The sequence below is a fragment of the Arthrobacter sp. FW306-1B-G06A genome (assembly GCF_058781765.1).
In genome coordinates this window covers 1-18,357 of sequence record NZ_JBYSXB010000029.1, presented here as the reverse complement: position 1 = coordinate 18,357, position 18,357 = coordinate 1, and the positions used below count along the sequence as shown (strand labels likewise).

Below are 18,357 nucleotides of genomic sequence, written 5' to 3'. Positions count from 1 at the left end.
GGGGCGTTCTCATGTACGGCGCTGAGCCTTGGTGATCCCGCCAGGACCGGCCCGAAAGAATGGGGGAGGATCCCATGCCAGCTATCGTGATCGTCGGAGCCCAATGGGGCGACGAAGGCAAAGGCAAAGCAACCGACCTGCTCGGTGGCCGCGTTGACTACGTGGTCAAGCCCAACGGCGGCAACAACGCCGGGCACACCGTTGTGGTGGGCGGTGAGAAGTATGAGCTCAAGCTCCTTCCTGCCGGCATTCTGAGCCCCAACGCGATTCCGATCATCGGCAACGGCTGCGTGGTGAACCTTGAAGCGCTGTTCCAGGAGATCGATGGCCTGGAAGCCCGCGGCGCAGACACCTCCCGATTGCGTGTCTCCGCGAATGCCCACCTCGTGGCGCCGTACCACCAGGTGTTGGACAAGGTCACGGAGCGCTTCCTCGGCAGCCGCGCCATCGGCACCACAGGCCGGGGCATTGGCCCGGCCTACATGGACAAGGTGGCCCGCCTGGGTATCCGCGTGCAGGATGTCTTCGACGAATCGATCCTCCGCCAGAAGGTGGAAGGCTCGCTGCGCCAAAAGAACGAGCTCCTGGTCAAGGTCTACAACCGCCGCAATGTGGTGGTGGACGAGATCGTGGATTACTTCCTGTCCTACGCCGAGCGTCTGCGGCCGCTGGTCATTGACAGCACGCTGGTCCTCAACAACGCACTGGATGAGGGCAAGGTGGTCCTCATGGAGGGCGGCCAGGCCACGTTCCTGGACGTCGACCACGGCACCTACCCGTTCGTGACGTCGTCCAACCCGACCGCCGGCGGCGCGTCCGTTGGCTCGGGCATCGGACCCACCCGGATCTCGCGGTCCATCGGCATCATCAAGGCCTACACCACGCGCGTCGGCGCCGGCCCGTTCCCCACGGAGCTCTTCGACGAGATGGGCATGTACCTGCAGAAAACAGGCGGCGAGTTCGGCGTCAACACCGGCCGCCCGCGCCGCTGCGGCTGGTACGACGCCGTCCTGGCCCGCCACGCATCCCGCGTCAACGGCTTCACGGACTACTTCGTCACCAAGCTGGACGTCCTGACCGGCATCGAGCAGATCCCGGTCTGCGTGGCCTACGACGTCGACGGCGTCCGCCACGACGAAATGCCCATGACCCAGACCGAGTTCCACCACGCAGTGCCGATCTTCGAGTACTTCGACGGCTGGACCGAGGACATCACCGGCGCCAAGACGCTCGAAGACCTCCCCGAGAACGCCCGCCGGTACGTGCTGGCCCTCGAGAAGCTCTCCGGCACGCGCTTCTCCGCGATCGGCGTCGGCCCGGACCGGGACCAGACGATCGTGGTGCACGACCTCATCGAGGACTAGTCACCACAGCTAAATCACGACGTCGGCGGGTCGCCCTTTCAGGGGTGGCCCGCCGCGTGCGTTCCGCGCCAAAAGGCACACAAAACGCCGTCGGAAAAAACTTTTGGAATCCGCGTAACCCTTTGGGGTGCCCCGACGATTACCTCTTTGAAAGGCCGAGCTGAAATTTGTCCCCCATCATGTTTCAGCTCGGCCCTTTTCATGTCTGAAGGGGTTTCGTGGATGTGCAAAAAGTTCGGGAGAGGCAAGCCCCCGGAACCGAAGGCTGGTCCTTGGGCATAGCGGGAGCAGCGGTTAAGCTAGGTGAGGTTGCCCGGCCCTGCCGCGTTTGGGCGGCACCGAGGATCTCGCATGGATCCGGACATTCGCTCCCCAACGAAAGCCACGCTTCAGTGACCGACGCCTTGACCGATGCAGCATTGCTGGCCCTTCGCGGCCGCGAAGCTGAACTGTTCAGCGCCGTCTACCAGGCCTTTGCGGGCCAGGTGCTCGGCTACCTGACGGCGAAAGGTGTCTCGGATCCCGAAGCTGTCACACAAGACGTTTTTCTTGCCGTCCTGCCTCGCGTCGAGACGATCACGGGCGGCGTCAGCGGTCTGCGGACGTTCGTGTTCTCGGTGGCCCATGCGCGGATGGTGGATGACCACCGCCGTCAAAGCAGGGCACCTGAGCATCACGAGTTTGAACCTGAACGTGACACGCGCCAGTCGAATTCGGCAGAAGCCGAAGCGATGAACCGCGTGGCGCCCGGGGAAGTCATGGCGCTGCTGGACCTCCTTGGGGAAGATCAGCGGGAAGTCCTGACCCTTCGTATTGTTGCCGGTCTGACCGTTGACCAAGCAGCCGAAATCATGGGGAAAAGCCAAGGCGCAGTCAAACAACTGCAGCGCCGGGCGTTGAATTCACTCCGCGAGCACTCGGTAGTAAAGGAATACGTGGCACCATGATGCGTTGGGATTGCAAGGACATTGACCGCGACGCGGTCATCCTCGAGCTCATGCTTGAGGCTGGCCTCACGGACGCCCCTGAAGTCACGGATTCGTTGAAGGCACTGGAATCGTTTGCCTCCATGCCGGCGCCTGTCCTCGGGCCCGCGCTCGCGGCGATGTTGGCTGGCTCGGCTGTGGGCGAGACTCTTCCCCTCGACGAGCTCGGCAAGCGGCGTCAGTTGCGCAAGCATCGCCCCGCCGTTATTGGTGCTGCGGTCCTGACCGCCATGGGCCTGGGTGTTGGTGGCGTTGCGGCCGCGAGCGGCGGATTCAGCAAGGGAACGCCGGAATTCATGCAGACGCTGATCTCCGGCTGGGCGCCCGCTTGGACCACAGCTCCGCCGTCGCTGGTACCTCCGGCCCCCGCCCAGGACTCCCCGAAGGTTACGACGCACCCGGCGCCCGTTGACCTGCCGCCGGCGCCCCCGGTGGCGGGCCCCTCGGCCGATCCCGTGGTCACTGCTCCAGCTGGTACTGGCGAGGCTGCGCACGCGCCGGAAGCACCGGCGGCCGGTCGGGCTCCGGCAAGCCAGCTAACGCAGGAGCAAGCCCCGAAGGCAGCCCACACCGAGCCTAAGAACGATTCGCAGGGAATCCTTCCGCAGCCCAAAACCGCCATCCCATCAGCCCCCACGGCGAAGGACCTCCAAAACGGAGTGCAGCAAGCAGTCGGGAACACCCAGGACGACGTGTCCCTGAAGCCTGCCGGGCCTTCGTTGCGCTGGCTCCTTGGACTGCTGTCCCGCTAGTAGGCTGAAGCTATGACACATGTCAACGATCCGGCAGTCATTGACCGGCTGATGCGAACAAAGGGCCGCTGGGCCATCGTGGGACTCAGCACGAATGAGTGGCGCTCCGCGTTCGAAGTCGCCCTCTACGTTCGCGACACCATGGGCATGGAGATCATCCCGATCAACCAAAAGGGCGAAGACGTCCACGGCGAAACCGGGTACAAATTCCTTGCGGACGTGCCCCTCGAGAAACAGCCCATCGACGTCGTCGATTGCTTTGTGAACTCCTCGCGCGTCGGCGCGGTGGTGGACGAAGCGATTGCCGTGGGAGCGAAAGCTGTGTGGCTCCAGCTCGGAGTCATTGACGAGGATGCAGCGGAGCGGGCCAAAGCTGCGGGCCTGGACGTCGTCATGAACGCTTGCCCGGCCCAGATGGGCTGGCGGAGCGGCATCTAGCCGTCGTTTTCTGTTAACCGGCCGCTGGTATGTTTTGGAGGCAATCACCCTTTCGAGACCAGGGAATCCCCATGTGTGACCACCATCCCTCCACCGCCAGCCGGCGCACCGCGCTCGGTTTCCTCGGGGCTTCCCTCGTGGCCGGGCTGGGGGCATGCGCGGTCCCGGGAAACCAGTCCGCGGAAAGCCCGACGGCGGCGCCCCGCACGGTGGGCCTCTCGCCGTCGTCGTCCGCAAGCGCCGCGATGAGTCCCACGCCAAGCCCTGCGGGTCCCGGGCGGCTCCGGAACCCCTTCACCCCCGACTTCACGCTGCCGCCAATCCAAGGCGGACTGGCTCCCGTGATCACCAAAATCCCCACCAAACATCCCGTGGTGTTCCTCACGATCGACGACGGACTGGTCAAGTCCCCGGAAAGCGTCCGGCTCCTCGCGGAGAACGGCTACCCGGCCACGCTCTTCCTGACGAGCAACACGGTCCGCGACAACCCCGCGTTCTTCAAGGCATTCATGGCGCAGGGGAGCCTGGTTGAAAACCACACGGTCAGCCACAACGTCAACATGACCACTCAATGGGGTTACCAGCGGCAGCTTGACGACATCGCAGGAATGCAGGATTTCGCCCTCCAGCAGTACGGCCGCAAGCCCACCCTGTTCAGGCCTCCGGGCGGTGCCTATTCGACCGCCATGCGGCAAGCCGTGGCCGCCGCCGGCTTGAAGGCGATCGTTACGTGGGAGGCCAAGGCCAATGCCGGGCGGATGGACTACCAGTACGGCAATTCCCTCCGGCCGGGCGACATCGTCCTGATGCACTTCCGCCCCGAATTCGCGGCGGACTTCGAGGCCTTCCGCTCGGCGCAAGTGGCTGCTGGCCTGGAAGTGGTGCTCCTCGAGGACTTCCTGGACGTTGCGTGAGGCGATCGGTCCGCTAGTCTCGCTACATGGACGCTGCGACACTCCGCCAAATCTGCCTTGGCTTCCCCGGGAGCTATGAAGACTTCCCGTTCGGCCCGGAAACCTCGGTTTTCAAGGTCCGGGCCGCCGTATCCGGCGGATCCAAGCAGGAAGGCAAGATGTTCGCCGCATCCGCCATGGACGACCAGAACCTGGCAGTAAGCCTCAAATGCGATCCCGCCTTGGCCGTGCAACTCCGCTCGGCCCATCCGGAAATCACCGGTGCCTGGCACATGAACAAGACGCACTGGAACGGCGTGCGCCTGGATGGCGCCCTCCCTGACTCCATGGTCCGGGACATGGTGGAGGATTCCTATGACCTGGTGGTTTCCTCGTTGAGCCGCAAGCAGCAGGAGCAACTGGGCTGGGCCCGGCTCGCCAAGGACTGACACGCGGACCCCGCCTGCCGCTTCGGCTAGATTGTGAGTGGACCGCACCTTCCATCGCCTCGAAGCAATCAGGAGGAGCCAGATGCTGGAACAAAAGACCCTCGATGAGCTGTGGAATTTTGACGACCCCGCGTTGTCGGAAGCCCGATTCCGCGAAGCCATGGCCGATCCCGCCTACGATCCCTTTGAACGGGCCGAGCTCGCCACCCAATTGGGCCGGGCAATCGGCCTGCAGGGCCGCTTCGAGGAGGCGGACGCCCTCCTGGACGGGATCGACGCCGAAGAGGAGCCCACCATTGCGGTGCGGATCCTCCTGGAGCGCGGCCGCCTGCTCAACTCCGCCGGCCACCCTGCCATGGCCGTTCCGCTCTTTGAGCAGGCCGCCGAGATGGGCGACCTCCTGGGCGAAGATTTCCTCGCTGTGGACGCACTCCATATGCTGGCTATCGCGGACTCCGGACACCAGGAATCGTGGACGCGCAGCGCGCTTGAGTACGCGTCCGCCGTCGAGGATGCACGCACCAAACGGTGGATGGTTTCCCTGCACAACAACCTCGGTTGGGCGATGTACGACGACGGTCGCCGCACCGAGGCGATGGTGGAGTTCCAGCTCGCTGAGCAATGGGCTGAGTGGGTAGGAACCGAGCAACAGCAGCAATGGGCACGCGAGGCTATCGCCCAGTGCGCAAAATCCTTGAATTTACGGGGCTAAAACACCCAAACGACCCCGACGGAGGGCAGGATCGTCAGATCACATTTTGACAAAAGTTGATTGAAACTGCCCTCAAATATTGCTTTTCAATCACTCGTGGTGAAGTATGTCACACGAAGGGCGCGTCGCAGCGGCGGTGCCCTGACCGATCGACTGCCGGCCGAGGCGCCGTCAGCGTGAGGTACTACGAGTCTCTGGAGGGTTTTAGGATGAACGTTCAGCAGCAGTCTTTTGCACGCCGCGGTTTCCTCCGCGGCGCGCTTGCCGCGGCCGTGCTTGTGCCGTTGGCCGGCTCGATGGCGTCCTGCGCGGGGGGTGGCGGCGGAGGAACAACTGGTCCAACGGGAACCGTTTCGGACACCAATCCCTTCGGCATGGCAGACAAGTCCACCGTTGACGCCGTGATCTTCAAGGGCGGGTACGGAATCGACTACGTCGACTTCGCGGGCAAGGGCTTCGAAAGCGCACATTCAGGTTCCACTGCCAAGATTTCCCCGTCCACGGACATCGCACAGGAACTGCAGCCACGATTCGTCGGAGGCAACCCGCCGGACCTGATCGACAACTCGGGCGCCAAGGCAATCGGCTTCAGCACCATCCTGGCCCAGCTTGAAGACCTCACCAGCGTGGTCAACGCCAAGAACCTTGAGGGCAAGGTCATTAAGGACACCCTCTACGGCGGAGTGCTCGCCCCGGGTACCTTCGAGGGCAAGCTGGCGGCCTTGAACTACGTCCTCACCGTCTACGCGATGTGGTACTCCGATGCCCTGCTCAAGGACAACGGCTGGTCCGTTCCCAAGACCTGGGATGAGATGTACGCGCTCGGGGAGCAGGCCAAGGCCAAGGGCAAATACCTGTTCGTCTGGGGCAAGGAAGCCGCCACGTACTACCAGGAAATGGCGATCGCCTCCGCTATCAAGGAGGGTGGCCACGACGTTCGCCTCGGCCTTGAAAACCTGAAGGCAGACTGCTGGTCCCACCCTGCGCTCCAGAGCGTCTTCACCGCCCTGGAAAAGATCGTCAAGGCAGGCCACTTCAAACCAGGTGGCTCGGGCACCCAGTTCACGGCTGCACAGGCGCAGTGGAGCAACGCCCAGGAAGCAGTGTTCTACCCGTCCGGTTCATGGATCGAAAACGAGATGAAGGACCAGACCAAGGCCGGCTTCAAGATGACCGGTGCGCCCGTCCCCTCGGTGACCACCAGCTCCAAACTGCCGTACGCGGCACTGCACAGCGCAGCGGGCGAGCCCTTCGTGGTTCCTTCACAGGGCAAGAACGTTCCCGGCGGCAAGGAATTGCTCCGCGTCATGCTCTCCAAGGACGCTGCGACCAACTTCGCCAAGACCAAGCTGGCCCCCACCATTGTCAAGGACACCGTTCCCTCTGATGGCTTCGGATCTACGGCACTCGTCTCCCAGACGAAGCTGCTCAGCGACGCGGGCGACAACATCTACACCTGGAACTTCATTGACCTTTACGGCACCAACAAGGACCAGCTGGTTGTGTGGAACACGTTCCTCGATGGAAAGTCCGATGTCGCCACACTGACGTCGGACCTGCAGAAGATCACCGACAAGGTCCGTAACGACAGCTCGGTCAAGAAGATTGAAGTGAAGTGACTTCAGTGAAAGCAAAAACCCTCCGGGTCGACGGCGGCGCGTCCGCCGTCGTCGTTCCGGATACCGCACCACCCGTCTACAAGAGGCGGCGCAAGCCCCTGACGTTCGACAAGGTCAGTTTCTTCGTGGTCTTCCTGGGCCTGCCCCTGGCGATCTACCTCCTCTTTGTGATTTGGCCTTTCATCCAGGCGTTCGGCTACTCCCTGACTGACTGGAGCGGTTTCTCGCCCGACCAGAACTTCATCGGACTCGAGAATTACCGGAAGCTCTTCACGGATGACATCTTCATGAAGGCCATGGGGAACAACATCCTGCTGGTCATCTGCCTGCCCATCATCACCATCATCCTCAGCCTGGTGCTGGCAACCTTGGTGACAGTGGGCGGCAGCAGCAAGGGCCAGATCAAGGGCCTGCGCAACTCCAGCTTCTACCGGGTTGTCTCTTTCTTCCCCTACACGATTCCGGCGATCGCCATCGGCATCATGTGGGGCCAGATCTACGATCCTTCCGGGGGTCTGTTGAACGGCATCCTCACTTCCCTCGGCATGGACCAATTCAAGTCCTACGCGTGGCTTGGAGATAAGAACACCGCCATGATCGCCACGATGTTCGTGATCGTGTGGGGCTTCATCGGCTTCTACATGGTGCTCTTCGTGGCGGGTATCAAAGGTATCCCCGCCGAACTGTTCGAGGCGGCCCGGATTGACGGCGCGGGGCGCTTCCGCACTGCCGTGTCCATCACCATCCCGCTGATCCGGGACAACATCCAGACGGCGTACATTTACATGGGCATTTTGGCGCTGGATGCCTTCGTCTACATGGCCGCCCTGAACTCCGGCGGTGGTCCGGACAACTCCACCCTGGTGATGTCGCAGCAGCTCTTCTTCACCGCCTTCACGAAGGGCCAGTTCGGACTGGCCAGCGCCATGGGCGTTGTGCTGGCCGTAGCCACCCTGATCTTCTCCGGCCTCGTGTTCCTGGTCAACAGGCTCACTGGTGGCGACAAGGATGTGTCCCTCTGATGACTACCAAAATAGCCAGCCAGGAAATGAAGTCGCTGCACTTCAACCCGCGCAAACCGGCCACGACACCAGGGGACAAGGTGGTGGGCGCCGTTTCGCACACTGCCCTGACCATCTGGTCGCTGATCGTGATCCTGCCTTTGTTGTGGACTTTCATGTCCTCCTTCAAGACCTCCAGCGAGATCTTCGCTTCGCCGTTCGCCCTGCCCTCCCAGTGGCGCTTCGACAACTACGTCAAGGCCTGGACCGAGGCCGGCATCGGAAGCTACTTCCTCAACTCCGTGATTGTGGTGGGCTGCGCCCTGGTCATCGTCATGGTCCTCGGAGCCATGTGCGCCTACGTCCTGGCGCGCTATGTCTTCTTCGGTAGCAAGGCGATCTACTACCTCATGCTGGCCGGGCTCACGTTCCCGATCTTCCTCGCCATGGTGCCTTTGTTCTTCGTCATGAAGAGACTCGGCCTCCTCAACACCCTCCCGGGTTTGACCTTGGTGTACGTCGGCTTCGCGCTGCCGTTCACGGTCTTCTTCCTGTTTTCCTTCTTCAAGTCGCTCCCTCACGAAATCACGGAAGCGGCTGCCTTGGATGGAGCAGGCGAGTGGCGGACGTTCTTCCAGGTCATGCTGCCGATGGCCAAGCCGGGACTCGCTTCCGTGGCCATCTTCAACTTCCTGGGTTTGTGGAACCAGTTCCTGATTCCGGTGGCCATCAACGCGGCCGGGCCACGCGTGCTGTCCCAAGGACTGGCCGCTTTCGCCGGCCAAATGGGTTATGCGGTGGACTTCGGCGCCTTGTTCGCAGCAGTCACCGTCACGGTGGTTCCGGTCCTGATCGTCTACGTCATCTTCCAGCGCCAGCTGCAGGGTTCGGTGTCGCAAGGCACGTCCAAATAGCACAACCTGGCTAAAAAAGCGCCCGACGGCGGTTCCCACCTTTGGTGGGGGCCGCCGTCGGGCGTTTCTGGCCACCACGCGAAGGTGAGGCCCGCCGTCAGAGCCGCTGGTAACGGGAGCGGAACAAGGAGTAGACGCCGTAGGCCATCAGTCCGAGGCTGACGAACCCGAGCACCCATCCGCCAAAGGGCTGTTTCAGGAAGGCCTTGAGTGCGGAGTCGAGGCCGCCTTGTTGGGAGGGGTCGTGCTCCGCCGTGGCAATCAGGATGAGCAAGCCGACTGCGCCAAGCGCCACCCCTTTTGCGCAATAGCCCACTACTCCAAGCACCGTGAACGCATCTCCCAAGGCTCCCGACGGTTTTCCCCTCAGGTTCTTTTCGTACCTGCGTGTGATCCCCAGGAAGACGTAGGTGCCGGCAGCCGCCAGCAACGCCACCCCGATGATCACCAAGAGGACAGTTCCCGGAGTGCTGGACATGAGGTCTGCACTGGTCGAACGGGATTTCTCGCTGCTGCTGCTCGGACGGCTGAGCGCGAAGCTTCCGAAGGTCACCGCGGCAACAGCGAAGACGATCGCCTGCCCGGCTGCCTTGAGCCGATTCATCCAGGGCTTCGAGCTGCCACCCCCGCTCCACCCCATCACGGCGTCGCTCGCCATGTAGAGCGCGAGGACACCGCAGGCCACGAGTCCCGCCCATAACAGGACGACGCCGCCAGGCGTGGCAGCCAACTGGCCGACCGCACCGCTTTGGTCGGCTTGGCCGGATGCGCCCAGCGCGATCCCCAAGGCGATGATCCCGATCAGGAGGTGTATCAGCCCTAAGGCGACGAACCCGGCCCGTGCCACTACCCTGACGGTGCGTGAATCCTTGGCATCGTCTACGGCGTCTCCCACCGAATCGGCACCCCGGGATACTGCGTTGCCGGCCTTGTTCGTATGATCGTCCGCGCCCATGGAGCTCCTTTAGTCTGCCCTTATCTTGCCACCGTGGGCTCCGAAGCGGGAGGGCGCGCGGACTACTGGATACGATGGGCGCATGTGGATCGCGTGGATTGAGTTCGACATCCTCCTCGGCGAGGTGCACAGCCTGAAGGAGAAACGTTCCCTCGTGCGTCCGCTGATCGCCGAGTTGAAACGGCGTTTCGAAGTCTCTGCCGCCGAGACCGGGCATTTGGACCAGCATCGCCGTGTACTCATCGGCGCGGGGGCAGTGGCGGCAGACCGGGCGCATCTCGTCGAGGTGTTCGACGCCGTCGAACGCTTCGTTGCAGCACGCCCGGAACTGGAGCTCCTGAGCGCCCGACGCCGGGACCTCCACAGCGAAGACTGAAAACACAACGCGGGGTCACTTACGGCCCATCCCGAGGGGATTCTTGGGCCGTAAGTGACCCCGCGTTGGGGTTGCCAGGCGCTAGCCGAAGTACTTCGGTAGCGTGGCCTCGTGGGCTTCGTTGAGAGCGTCCAAGGAGAGCTCGTCCACGCCGTTGATCTCCAGCTTGCCGCCGGCAGCGTCGACGACGCCGATCCGGAGGTGGGCGAAGCCGCGGGCCGTGCACATGTCCTTGAAGCGGATTTCCTCGGAGCGCGGAACGGACACGATAGCCCGGCCCTGGGACTCGGAGAACAACGCGGTGAACAGGTCCACGCCGTCGCGCTCCACGAGTTCGTCCAGCGCAATCCGGGCGCCGACGCCGTAGCGGAGTGCGGACTCCACCAGCGCAGCGGCAAGGCCGCCCTCGGAGAGGTCGTGCGCGGCGTCGATCATGCCGTCGCGCGAGGCGTTGATGAGGATCTCGCCGAGCTGGCGCTCGATGGACAGGTCAACCTTCGGCGGCAAGCCGCCGAGGTGTCCGCGCAGGTTGGACCATTCGGAACCGTCCAGTTCCGCGGCCGTGGTGCCCAGGAGGTAGATGGCCTGGCCATCTTCCTTCCAGCCCGACGGCGTGCGGCGCGCGACGTCGTCGAGCTTGCCCAGCACGGCAACCACGGGGGAGGGGTGGATCGGCACGGTACCGGTCTGGTTGTACAGCGAGACGTTGCCGCCGGTGACCGGGACGCCCAGTTCCATGCACGCGTCCGACAGGCCACGAATGGACTCGGCCAGCTGCCACATGACGTCCGGGTCCTCGGGAGAACCGAAGTTCAGGCAGTCGCTGACGGCCATCGGGACGGCGCCGGAGGTGGCGACGTTCCGGTAGGCCTCGGCCAGTGCCAGCTGTGCGCCGTGGTACGGATCGAGGTAGGTGTAGCGGCCGTTGGCATCGGTGGCCAGGGCCACGCCCAAGCCGGTTTCCTCGTCCACGCGGACCACGCCGGCGTCGTCCGGGAACGCCATGGCGGTGTTGCCGCCGACGTACCGGTCGTACTGCTTGGTGATCCAGGCCTTGCTGCACATGTTCGGCGAAGCAATGAGCTCGGTGATGGCGGCAGCCAGTTCCCCGGAAGTGGACGGGCGGCCGGCGTCCTGCACGGAGCCCGTGAAGGTATCGGCCTGGACGGAATCCTGCCATGAGGGGCGGGCAAACGGGCGGTCGTAGACCGGACCGTCGTGGGCGACGGTGCGCGGGTCGACGTCGACAATGACTTCGCCTTCCCACGTGATGATGAGGCGGCCGGTGTCGGTCACTTCGCCGAGCCAGGAGTACTCCACGGCCCACTTGTCCATGACCGCTTCAAACGCGGTGATGTTCTCCGGCGTGACAACGGCCATCATGCGTTCCTGCGACTCGGACATCAGGATTTCGCCCGGGGTCAGGGTGGGGTCGCGGAGCAGCACGGAAGTCAGCTCAACCTGCATGCCGCCGTCGCCGTTGGAAGCGAGCTCGGACGTGGCGCAGGAGATACCTGCCGCGCCGAGGTCCTGGATACCCTCAACGAGAGAACCCTTGAACAGCTCCAGGCAGCACTCGATGAGCACCTTTTCGGCGAACGGGTCGCCTACCTGGACGGCGGGGCGCTTGGAAGGCTTGGTGTCGTCGAAGGACTCCGAGGCCAGCACCGAGGCGCCACCAATGCCGTCGCCGCCGGTGCGCGCACCGAACAGGACAACCTTGTTGCCCTTGCCGGACGCGTTGGCCAGGCGGATGTCTTCGTGGCGCATGACGCCGACTGCCAGCGCGTTGACCAGCGGGTTGCCCTGGTACACGGAGTCGAACACCATTTCACCGCCGATGTTCGGCAGGCCCAGCGAGTTGCCGTAGCCACCGATACCGGCAACGGCACCATGCATGACCCGTGCGGTGTCCGGGTGGTCGATGGCGCCGAATCGCAGCGGGTCCATCACGGCCACCGGGCGGGCGCCCATCGAGATGATGTCGCGGACAATGCCGCCGATGCCGGTCGCGGCACCCTGGTAGGGCTCCACGAAGGACGGCGAGTTGTGGGACTCGATCTTGAACGTCACGGCCCAGCCGTCGCCCAGGTTGGTGACGCCGGCGTTTTCACCGATGCCCACGAGCATGTCCTTCTTCATCTCCTCGGTCACCTTTTCGCCGAACTGGCGCAGGTGGTTCTTCGAGGACTTGTAGGAGCAGTGCTCGCTCCACATGACGGAGTACATGGCGAGTTCGGCGCCCGTGGGGCGGCGGCCCAGGACCTTGACGACCTCGTCGAACTCGTTCTGCTTCAATCCGAGCTCGGCCCAGGGAAGCTCGGTGTCCGGGGTCTTCGCGGCGTTCTCGACGGTGTCGATGTTGAACTTCTTGCCGACGGTTTCAGCTGAGGTGGTCACTGTGCGCCTCCCACGATCTTGTTCAGGACGGAAGTGAAGAAGCCCAAGCCATCCGTGCCGGCGTTGGACTCCGGACCGAATCCGGGCTCCACCGCGTGCTCGGGGTGAGGCATGAGGCCCACTACGTTGCCGCCGGCGTTGCTGATACCGGCGATGTCGCGGCGTGAACCGTTCGGGTTCCAGCCGACGTAGCGGAACACGACGCGGCCTTCGGCCTCAAGGGCGTCCAGGGTCTTTTCGTCGGCGATGTACTGGCCATCCTGGTTCTTCAGCGGAACCGTGATTTCCTCGCCAGCCTCGTAATCCGAGGTCCACAAGGTCTTGTTGTTCTCGACGCGCAGCACCTGGTCGCGGCACAAGAACTTCAAGTGGTCGTTCTTGATCATGGAGCCCGGGAGCAGGTGCGACTCGGTCAGGATCTGGAAACCGTTGCAAATACCCAGCACGGGCAGCTTGGCGTCGCTGTTGGCGGCATCGATGATGCGGGACATCAGCGGAGCGAAGCGCGAAATCGCGCCGGCGCGCAGGTAGTCGCCATAGGAGAAACCGCCCGGGATGACCACGGCGTCCACGTCGGCCAGCTGTGTGTCCGCATGCCAAAGTGCGACGGCGGTGCCGCCTGCGAGGCGGACCGCACGGGCGGCGTCGCGGTCGTCAAGGGTACCGGGGAAGGTGACGACGCCGATTTTGGCCCCGGCCAAATGGGGTTCGACGGCCACGGGGGCTCCGCCGATCAAAGGAAGTTCAGTCATGTCAGGCCTCGACGACCTCGACGTTGACGACGTCTTCGATCACCGGGTTGGACAGCAGGGTCTCGGCGGCCTCACGGGCTTGGGCGAGGATGGCATCGGTCACCTCGCCGTCAACGGTCAGTTCGAAGCGCTTGCCTTGGCGGACAGCGCTAAAGCTGGTGAAGCCGAGGCGGGGCAGTGCGCCCACGATGGCCTTCCCCTGAGGGTCCAGAATCTCGGGCTTGGGCATGACGTCGACGACGATCCGGGGCATCCGGTAACTCCTGTGCGTGAGCGTTGGTTAAACCTTGGTTAAAGGCTGCCGCGGAGTGGTGCCGTCTCACGCCGGAACTGCCTTTAAACAGCGTTCAGCAACAGTGTTTACCGGCAGGGTCTTACGGAATAAGGGGGGCGCTCCGCGAGCTTGCATGCCCATTCTACCGGCCAAATCGCTACATACCCTATTTGCGGGGGATCGGTGAAGAGGTGGCTACCAAGCAAAAGGTACGCGCCAATTCGCGGCGGCGCCCCGCCGTCGTCGGGGGTTTTGGATGAACGACGGCGGCTCTGGCCACCGAACGACGGCGGCTCTGGCCGGGGGTGGTTTGCGTCACTAGGATTGCGGCATGGCCGAGAACGCTAAGTCGATGGTTTTGCCCGTGGTCCTTGCCGCTGTATTTGCCGGCCTGGGGAGGATGGTTTTCCAAAGGATCATGGCGGACCGGGCGGCCCGGGAAAACCGCATTTCCGTCCCGCCGGATGCTTCGACGAGGGCCAAAATCAGCGACGCGTTGCGAGGGATCCATTCCTAGCGCGGCCTGCCCGCCGGCGCCACGTTGAGCGCAATAGGGTACGCGCAAATGCGCTAATCCTCCGGGTTAAAGGCGCGTATTCGGGAGTAGCTTGGAATTACTGTCCAGGAAATTCCCCGTCCACCAGGAGGAGCAATGACCGAACACGTCGCCGAAGTGTCCGCCTGCAGCGTTGGCAGCTGTGGATTCAACCATCATGGCTGCACTGCCTTCGGGATCACCATTGGCGGAACCGCGGACCACGCATCCTGCGCCACCTTCATTGACACCACGCTCATGGGAGGACTCCCCAAAGTCCTGGCGCATGTCGGTGCATGCCAGCGCTCGGAATGCACCCACAACAACAACCTCATGTGCGAGGCCCACGATGTCCGGATCGGCCCCGGTGCCGAAGCGGCTGATTGCCTGACGTACCAGCACGCCTGAGGCGCCTTTCAGTCCGTCTTCGCCTGAATATTTGAATATCCGCACAGCGGGCACGTCCCCTTCCGACGGGGGCGTGCCCGCTGCTGCGTGCGGATGTATTCTGATGCCGAATGACATGACAAAAAACGTGAAATGTGTCCTATGTCATATTCGACTATCGCTCTGTACTCTATGAATCGGCTGGGCTTTACCTGATTACAAGAACTGTCAATCGGCGCCCATCCTTTGTTGATTGATCTTGACATGACCGCCACGATCGCCCGGAAAGGTGCAATCACTCGTGAATTCACAAGGAAAGAGCTTCATTGGAAGCGGGGGGCTTCGAAAAGCTGCGGCGCTAGCCGTCGGATTACCGGTTCTGCTCTCCTCGGTGGCGTTGACACCCGCACAAGCAGCGCCCGCTTCCGGTTCAACGGTCCTCGGATCAACGGCCGCGGGAGTTGCCCGCAATGTCGACCCCAAGTCTTACCAGGATGGCCGTTACGTTGTGGTGCTGGCAGAGAAGCCGGCGGCCACTTACGACGGCGGAACCCCCGGCTATGTGCCCACCAAGCCGCAGGCGGGCAAGAAACTGGATGTCGGCAAGGCCGAAGTGAAGCAGTACCAGGCCCACTTGCAGCAGAAGCAGCAGGACGTGGCCAAGCAGCAGAGCGTAACCATCAACCGCGACTACACCACAGCCATCAACGGCTTTAGCGCCACGCTTTCCGCGAACCAGGCGGTCAATCTCGCGAAGAATCCCGATGTTCTCCTCGTGGCCCCGGACACGCAGTCTGCTCCTGACTACTCCACCACCGATTTCCTCAACCTCAGCGGACCGAATGGTGCTTGGAATACCCAGTTCGGCGGCCAGGACCAGGCCGGCAAAGGCACCGTGGTGGGTGTCATCGACACCGGCTACACGCCCACAAGCAAGTTCTTCGCCGGCGATCCCGTCCAGCCGCTGGTCGGGGACCCCCAGGTGGGCGTCCCGTACCGCACGGGTGACGGCAAGATCGCCATGCTGAAGGCCAACGGAGACACCTTCGTCGGCGAGTGCCAGAAAGGCACCGACACCGGAGCGGCCTTTGACGGAACTGCCTGCAATTCCAAAGTCCTCGCCGCCCACTACTTCGCAGATGCCTTCCTCCAGACGGTTCCGCCAGCCCAACGGGCACCCCAGGAACAAATCTCGCCCATCGACGTCGTGAGCCACGGTACGCACACGGCCAGCACCGCCGCCGGCAACCCTGGCGTGGAAACGTTCGTGGATGGCCGGAGCTTCGGCAAGACGAGCGGCGTGGCACCAGCTGCCAAGCTCTCCATCTACAAGGTGTGCTGGGAAGACACCGACCCCAATACGGGCGGTTGCTACAGTTCCGCGGCCATCGCCGCCATTGACCAGGCCATCGCCGACGGCGTGGACGTCCTGAATTACTCCATTTCCGGCGCCACGGACACCACCACCGACCCTGTCTCGCTCGCGTTCCTGTCTGCTGCGTCGGCCGGCATCTTTGTGGCGGCATCCGCGGGTAACTCGGGACCTCAGGCCAGCACCGTCAACCACGGCGCACCCTGGATGACCACGGTTGCGGCTACCTCCTTCTCGCAGGAACTCCAGGGAACGGTCGAATTCTCCGACGGCACCAAGTTCCGCGGAGCCAGCATCATGAACCACCAGGTGAGCGGGGCCGGCGTCGTGCTTTCCGCAAACGCCGCGTCAGGCGCCGGTAACGCGGCACTTTGCGCGCCTGGGTCCCTGGACCCGGCGAAAATCGCCGGCAAGGTAGTGGTGTGTGACCGTGGGGTGGTTGACCGCGTCGCGAAGAGCGCCGAGGTGCTCCGCGGTGGCGGCGTGGGCATGATCCTGGTGAACCTCACCAGTTCCTCCTTGGACACGGACAAGCACGCGGTACCTACCGTCCACGTGAATCCTCCCGCCTCGCAGGCCATCAAGGACAAGGTCGCGGCAAACCCGGCACTTACTGTTTCCCTGGTTGACCACGACACCACCGGTCTTCCGCTCGAGGCCCAGCCGCAGATCGCCGGATTCTCCTCCCGCGGCCCGCTCCTCGCCACCGATTCGGATCTCCTCAAGCCGGACGTCTCGGCTCCCGGCGTTGCGGTGCTCGCGGGTGTTTCGCCGATCGGCAGCAAAGGTGATGAGTACGGATTCATGTCCGGTACCTCCATGGCGTCCCCGCACATTGCAGGTTTCGGAGCCTTGATCCTGGCGAAGAATCCCGATTGGTCCCCTGCGACGGTCAAGTCGGCCATGATGACGACGGCGAGTGACGTCAAGCTGGCCGATGGAAGCAAGAACCAGGACGTCTTCGCCACCGGTGCGGGAGAAATGAACCCTGCCAGCGTGCTGGAACCGGGCCTGGTCTACGATGCCGGAACCGAGGACTACCTGAAGTTCATCCAGGGTACCGGCGTCGATCTCGGCAAGCCGGGGCTGGGCTCGACACTGCCCCGCGACATGAACCTCCCCTCGTTCGCCCTGGGTAACCTCGCGGGCAAGATCGAGGTCACCCGCACCGTCACCGCCCTGACTCCGGGACAATACCGGGCCACAGTCAATGTCCCCGGCGTTGACGTCAAGGTCACTCCGTCCGTGCTGAACTTCAACGAAGTCGGCCAGAAGAAGACCTTCAAGGTGACCTTCGAAAACAAGACGGCCGCACTGGGTACTTTCGCGATGGGATCCCTGAAGTGGGAAGGTGCCAACAAGTCGGTGGTCTCTCCAATTGCGGTCCGTCCGCAGTCGGTGCTTGCCTCCAAGAGCGTCGCCTTCACGTCCCAGGAGGCAAGCGGATCGGCGGACATCAACATAGTTTCAGGTTCCGACTCACCCACTGCTGTGACCATTGACGGTCTCTCCAAGGCTGATTCCTCGGCCGCGGAACTTGTTCCCGGTCCCGTGGCTGTTGCGAACAACGCCTCGAACTTCGTCAAGACCGCCACGGTTCCCCCCGGAACGGCGTTCGCGAAGTTCTCGGTGATTTCCTCCGATCCCACGGCGGATTTCGATCTGTATGTCCTGTCGCCGTCGGGCCAGTTGTTCACGGCAGCGACACCGAGTGCCAGCGAGTCGCTCTCGCTCGACAACCCCCAGCCTGGAACCTACACCATCATCGCGAACCTGTATGCAAGCCCTAACAACCGGCCCACCAAGGCCAGCGTTGACGCCGCGATCCTGGGCGCGAACCAAGGCAACGCCTCGGTCAAGCCCAACGCCACGGTTACGCCCAACCCGATCAAGATGAAGAACGGCAAATCCGGGAAGCTCAGTTTCGCGTGGAACAACCTGACTCCGGGTTCCTACATCGGCCGACTCACTTTTGACGGCACCAGCGCGCCGACGTTTGTGTCCGTCCTGGTCTCGGCAAGCGGCATCGTGTCCGTGGTGCCGAACGATGACCAGGAAGGCGAACATGGCAAGGGCAAACTGCAGAACGCGGGGGAGGACCAGTCAAACAACGCGCCGTAGCGCGGCATTAATGGTCTGACAGATATGCGAGGCAGGGGGGCGGGGCGGGGCGGGGCG

Annotated in this window: 18 protein-coding genes; 14 read left to right on the top strand and 4 right to left on the bottom strand. The window is 63.3% G+C overall.

The genetic code is table 11. From position 1 onward, the window contains the following. Positions 1 to 74: 74 nt before the first annotated feature. The 10 genes from AC3WJM_RS15355 to AC3WJM_RS15310 all read left to right on the top strand — a co-directional run bounded on the left by AC3WJM_RS15355 (position 75) and on the right by AC3WJM_RS15310 (position 9,128). Positions 75 to 1,364: an adenylosuccinate synthase gene (locus tag AC3WJM_RS15355; protein WP_284988628.1), complete on the top strand. Its 1,290-nt coding sequence runs from the start codon at positions 75 to 77 to the stop codon at positions 1,362 to 1,364. A 392-nt stretch (positions 1,365 to 1,756) separates the two neighbouring features. Next, on the top strand, positions 1,757 to 2,311 hold the full coding sequence (locus AC3WJM_RS15350; RefSeq protein WP_059388507.1) for an RNA polymerase sigma factor: 555 nt from the start codon (positions 1,757 to 1,759) through the stop codon (positions 2,309 to 2,311). Then, positions 2,308 to 3,102 (top strand): hypothetical protein, encoded by a 795-nt coding sequence (locus AC3WJM_RS15345; protein WP_492272291.1) that lies wholly within the window; start codon positions 2,308 to 2,310, stop codon positions 3,100 to 3,102. Before AC3WJM_RS15350 ends, AC3WJM_RS15345 begins: the two co-directional genes overlap by 4 nt. Before the next feature lie 12 nt (positions 3,103 to 3,114). Continuing rightward, positions 3,115 to 3,540, top strand: coding sequence for a CoA-binding protein (locus AC3WJM_RS15340; protein WP_059388508.1), 426 nt, complete (start codon positions 3,115 to 3,117; stop codon positions 3,538 to 3,540). Positions 3,541 to 3,611: 71 nt separating this feature from the next. Then, positions 3,612 to 4,454, top strand: coding sequence for a polysaccharide deacetylase family protein (locus tag AC3WJM_RS15335; protein ID WP_284988632.1), 843 nt, complete (start codon positions 3,612 to 3,614; stop codon positions 4,452 to 4,454). Positions 4,455 to 4,480: 26 nt separating this feature from the next. Further along, the gene (locus tag AC3WJM_RS15330; protein WP_284988633.1) at positions 4,481 to 4,882 is read left to right on the top strand and encodes an MmcQ/YjbR family DNA-binding protein; all 402 of its coding nucleotides are present in this window, start codon (positions 4,481 to 4,483) and stop codon (positions 4,880 to 4,882) included. A gap of 82 nt (positions 4,883 to 4,964) precedes the next feature. Next, positions 4,965 to 5,594, top strand: a complete 630-nt coding sequence (locus AC3WJM_RS15325; protein ID WP_492272290.1) for a hypothetical protein — start codon at positions 4,965 to 4,967, stop codon at positions 5,592 to 5,594. Between the two features lie 209 nt (positions 5,595 to 5,803). Next, positions 5,804 to 7,213, top strand: coding sequence for an N-acetylglucosamine/diacetylchitobiose ABC transporter substrate-binding protein (gene ngcE, locus AC3WJM_RS15320; RefSeq protein ID WP_284988635.1), 1,410 nt, complete (start codon positions 5,804 to 5,806; stop codon positions 7,211 to 7,213). Next, positions 7,210 to 8,235 (top strand): carbohydrate ABC transporter permease, encoded by a 1,026-nt coding sequence (locus AC3WJM_RS15315; protein WP_172465567.1) that lies wholly within the window; start codon positions 7,210 to 7,212, stop codon positions 8,233 to 8,235. The genes ngcE and AC3WJM_RS15315 overlap by 4 nt, the downstream gene beginning before the upstream one ends. After that, positions 8,235 to 9,128, top strand: coding sequence for a carbohydrate ABC transporter permease (locus AC3WJM_RS15310; protein ID WP_059388511.1), 894 nt, complete (start codon positions 8,235 to 8,237; stop codon positions 9,126 to 9,128). The genes AC3WJM_RS15315 and AC3WJM_RS15310 overlap by 1 nt, the downstream gene beginning before the upstream one ends. Before the next feature lie 97 nt (positions 9,129 to 9,225). On the opposite strand, the gene AC3WJM_RS15305 is transcribed toward AC3WJM_RS15310, so the two are convergent. Further along, a complete protein-coding gene (locus AC3WJM_RS15305; RefSeq protein WP_332602479.1) occupies positions 9,226 to 10,083 on the bottom strand; it encodes a DUF1206 domain-containing protein in 858 nt (285 codons plus the stop codon). Between the two features lie 82 nt (positions 10,084 to 10,165). Here AC3WJM_RS15305 and AC3WJM_RS15300 point away from each other — a divergent pair, with 82 nt between their 5' ends. Further along, positions 10,166 to 10,459: a DUF503 domain-containing protein gene (locus AC3WJM_RS15300; RefSeq protein ID WP_284988637.1), complete on the top strand. Its 294-nt coding sequence runs from the start codon at positions 10,166 to 10,168 to the stop codon at positions 10,457 to 10,459. An 81-nt stretch (positions 10,460 to 10,540) separates the two neighbouring features. Here AC3WJM_RS15300 and purL read toward each other — a convergent pair whose 3' ends face one another. The 3 genes from purL to purS are packed head-to-tail and all read right to left on the bottom strand — an operon-like array spanning position 10,541 to position 13,864. After that, complete coding sequence (gene purL, locus AC3WJM_RS15295; protein WP_284988638.1) at positions 10,541 to 12,859, bottom strand: phosphoribosylformylglycinamidine synthase subunit PurL; 2,319 nt, start codon at positions 12,857 to 12,859, stop codon at positions 10,541 to 10,543. After that, positions 12,856 to 13,611 carry a phosphoribosylformylglycinamidine synthase subunit PurQ gene (purQ, locus tag AC3WJM_RS15290; protein WP_492272289.1) on the bottom strand — a complete coding sequence of 252 codons (756 nt, stop codon included), beginning with the start codon at positions 13,609 to 13,611 and terminating at the stop codon, positions 12,856 to 12,858. The genes purL and purQ overlap by 4 nt, the downstream gene beginning before the upstream one ends. Position 13,612: 1 nt before the next feature. Beyond that, complete coding sequence (gene purS, locus AC3WJM_RS15285; protein ID WP_028265707.1) at positions 13,613 to 13,864, bottom strand: phosphoribosylformylglycinamidine synthase subunit PurS; 252 nt, start codon at positions 13,862 to 13,864, stop codon at positions 13,613 to 13,615. Between the two features lie 352 nt (positions 13,865 to 14,216). Between purS and AC3WJM_RS15280 the strand changes: the two genes are divergently transcribed. The 3 genes from AC3WJM_RS15280 (at position 14,217) to AC3WJM_RS15270 (ending at position 18,300) form a co-directional block, all read left to right on the top strand. Beyond that, on the top strand, positions 14,217 to 14,402 hold the full coding sequence (locus AC3WJM_RS15280) for a hypothetical protein (RefSeq protein ID WP_059388516.1): 186 nt from the start codon (positions 14,217 to 14,219) through the stop codon (positions 14,400 to 14,402). Between the two features lie 135 nt (positions 14,403 to 14,537). Continuing rightward, entirely contained in the window at positions 14,538 to 14,828 is a 291-nt protein-coding gene (locus AC3WJM_RS15275) for a DUF1540 domain-containing protein (RefSeq protein ID WP_059388517.1), read from the top strand. Positions 14,829 to 15,108: 280 nt separating this feature from the next. Next, positions 15,109 to 18,300 carry a S8 family serine peptidase gene (locus tag AC3WJM_RS15270; RefSeq protein ID WP_492272288.1) on the top strand — a complete coding sequence of 1,064 codons (3,192 nt, stop codon included), beginning with the start codon at positions 15,109 to 15,111 and terminating at the stop codon, positions 18,298 to 18,300. Positions 18,301 to 18,357 lie beyond the last annotated feature (57 nt).

Coding starts and splice junctions, on each gene's coding strand:
- AC3WJM_RS15330 (WP_284988633.1), top strand. CDS start 4,481: ATGGACGCTGCGACACTCCGCCAAATCTGCCTTGGCTTCCCCGGGAGC.
- AC3WJM_RS15325 (WP_492272290.1), top strand. CDS start 4,965: ATGCTGGAACAAAAGACCCTCGATGAGCTGTGGAATTTTGACGACCCC.
- AC3WJM_RS15355 (WP_284988628.1), top strand. CDS start 75: ATGCCAGCTATCGTGATCGTCGGAGCCCAATGGGGCGACGAAGGCAAA.
- AC3WJM_RS15275 (WP_059388517.1), top strand. CDS start 14,538: ATGACCGAACACGTCGCCGAAGTGTCCGCCTGCAGCGTTGGCAGCTGT.
- ngcE (WP_284988635.1), top strand. CDS start 5,804: ATGAACGTTCAGCAGCAGTCTTTTGCACGCCGCGGTTTCCTCCGCGGC.
- AC3WJM_RS15340 (WP_059388508.1), top strand. CDS start 3,115: ATGACACATGTCAACGATCCGGCAGTCATTGACCGGCTGATGCGAACA.
- AC3WJM_RS15300 (WP_284988637.1), top strand. CDS start 10,166: ATGTGGATCGCGTGGATTGAGTTCGACATCCTCCTCGGCGAGGTGCAC.
- AC3WJM_RS15345 (WP_492272291.1), top strand. CDS start 2,308: ATGATGCGTTGGGATTGCAAGGACATTGACCGCGACGCGGTCATCCTC.
- purQ (WP_492272289.1), bottom strand. CDS start 13,611: ATGACTGAACTTCCTTTGATCGGCGGAGCCCCCGTGGCCGTCGAACCC.
- AC3WJM_RS15280 (WP_059388516.1), top strand. CDS start 14,217: ATGGCCGAGAACGCTAAGTCGATGGTTTTGCCCGTGGTCCTTGCCGCT.
- AC3WJM_RS15310 (WP_059388511.1), top strand. CDS start 8,235: ATGACTACCAAAATAGCCAGCCAGGAAATGAAGTCGCTGCACTTCAAC.
- AC3WJM_RS15305 (WP_332602479.1), bottom strand. CDS start 10,083: ATGGGCGCGGACGATCATACGAACAAGGCCGGCAACGCAGTATCCCGG.
- purS (WP_028265707.1), bottom strand. CDS start 13,864: ATGCCCCGGATCGTCGTCGACGTCATGCCCAAGCCCGAGATTCTGGAC.
- AC3WJM_RS15335 (WP_284988632.1), top strand. CDS start 3,612: ATGTGTGACCACCATCCCTCCACCGCCAGCCGGCGCACCGCGCTCGGT.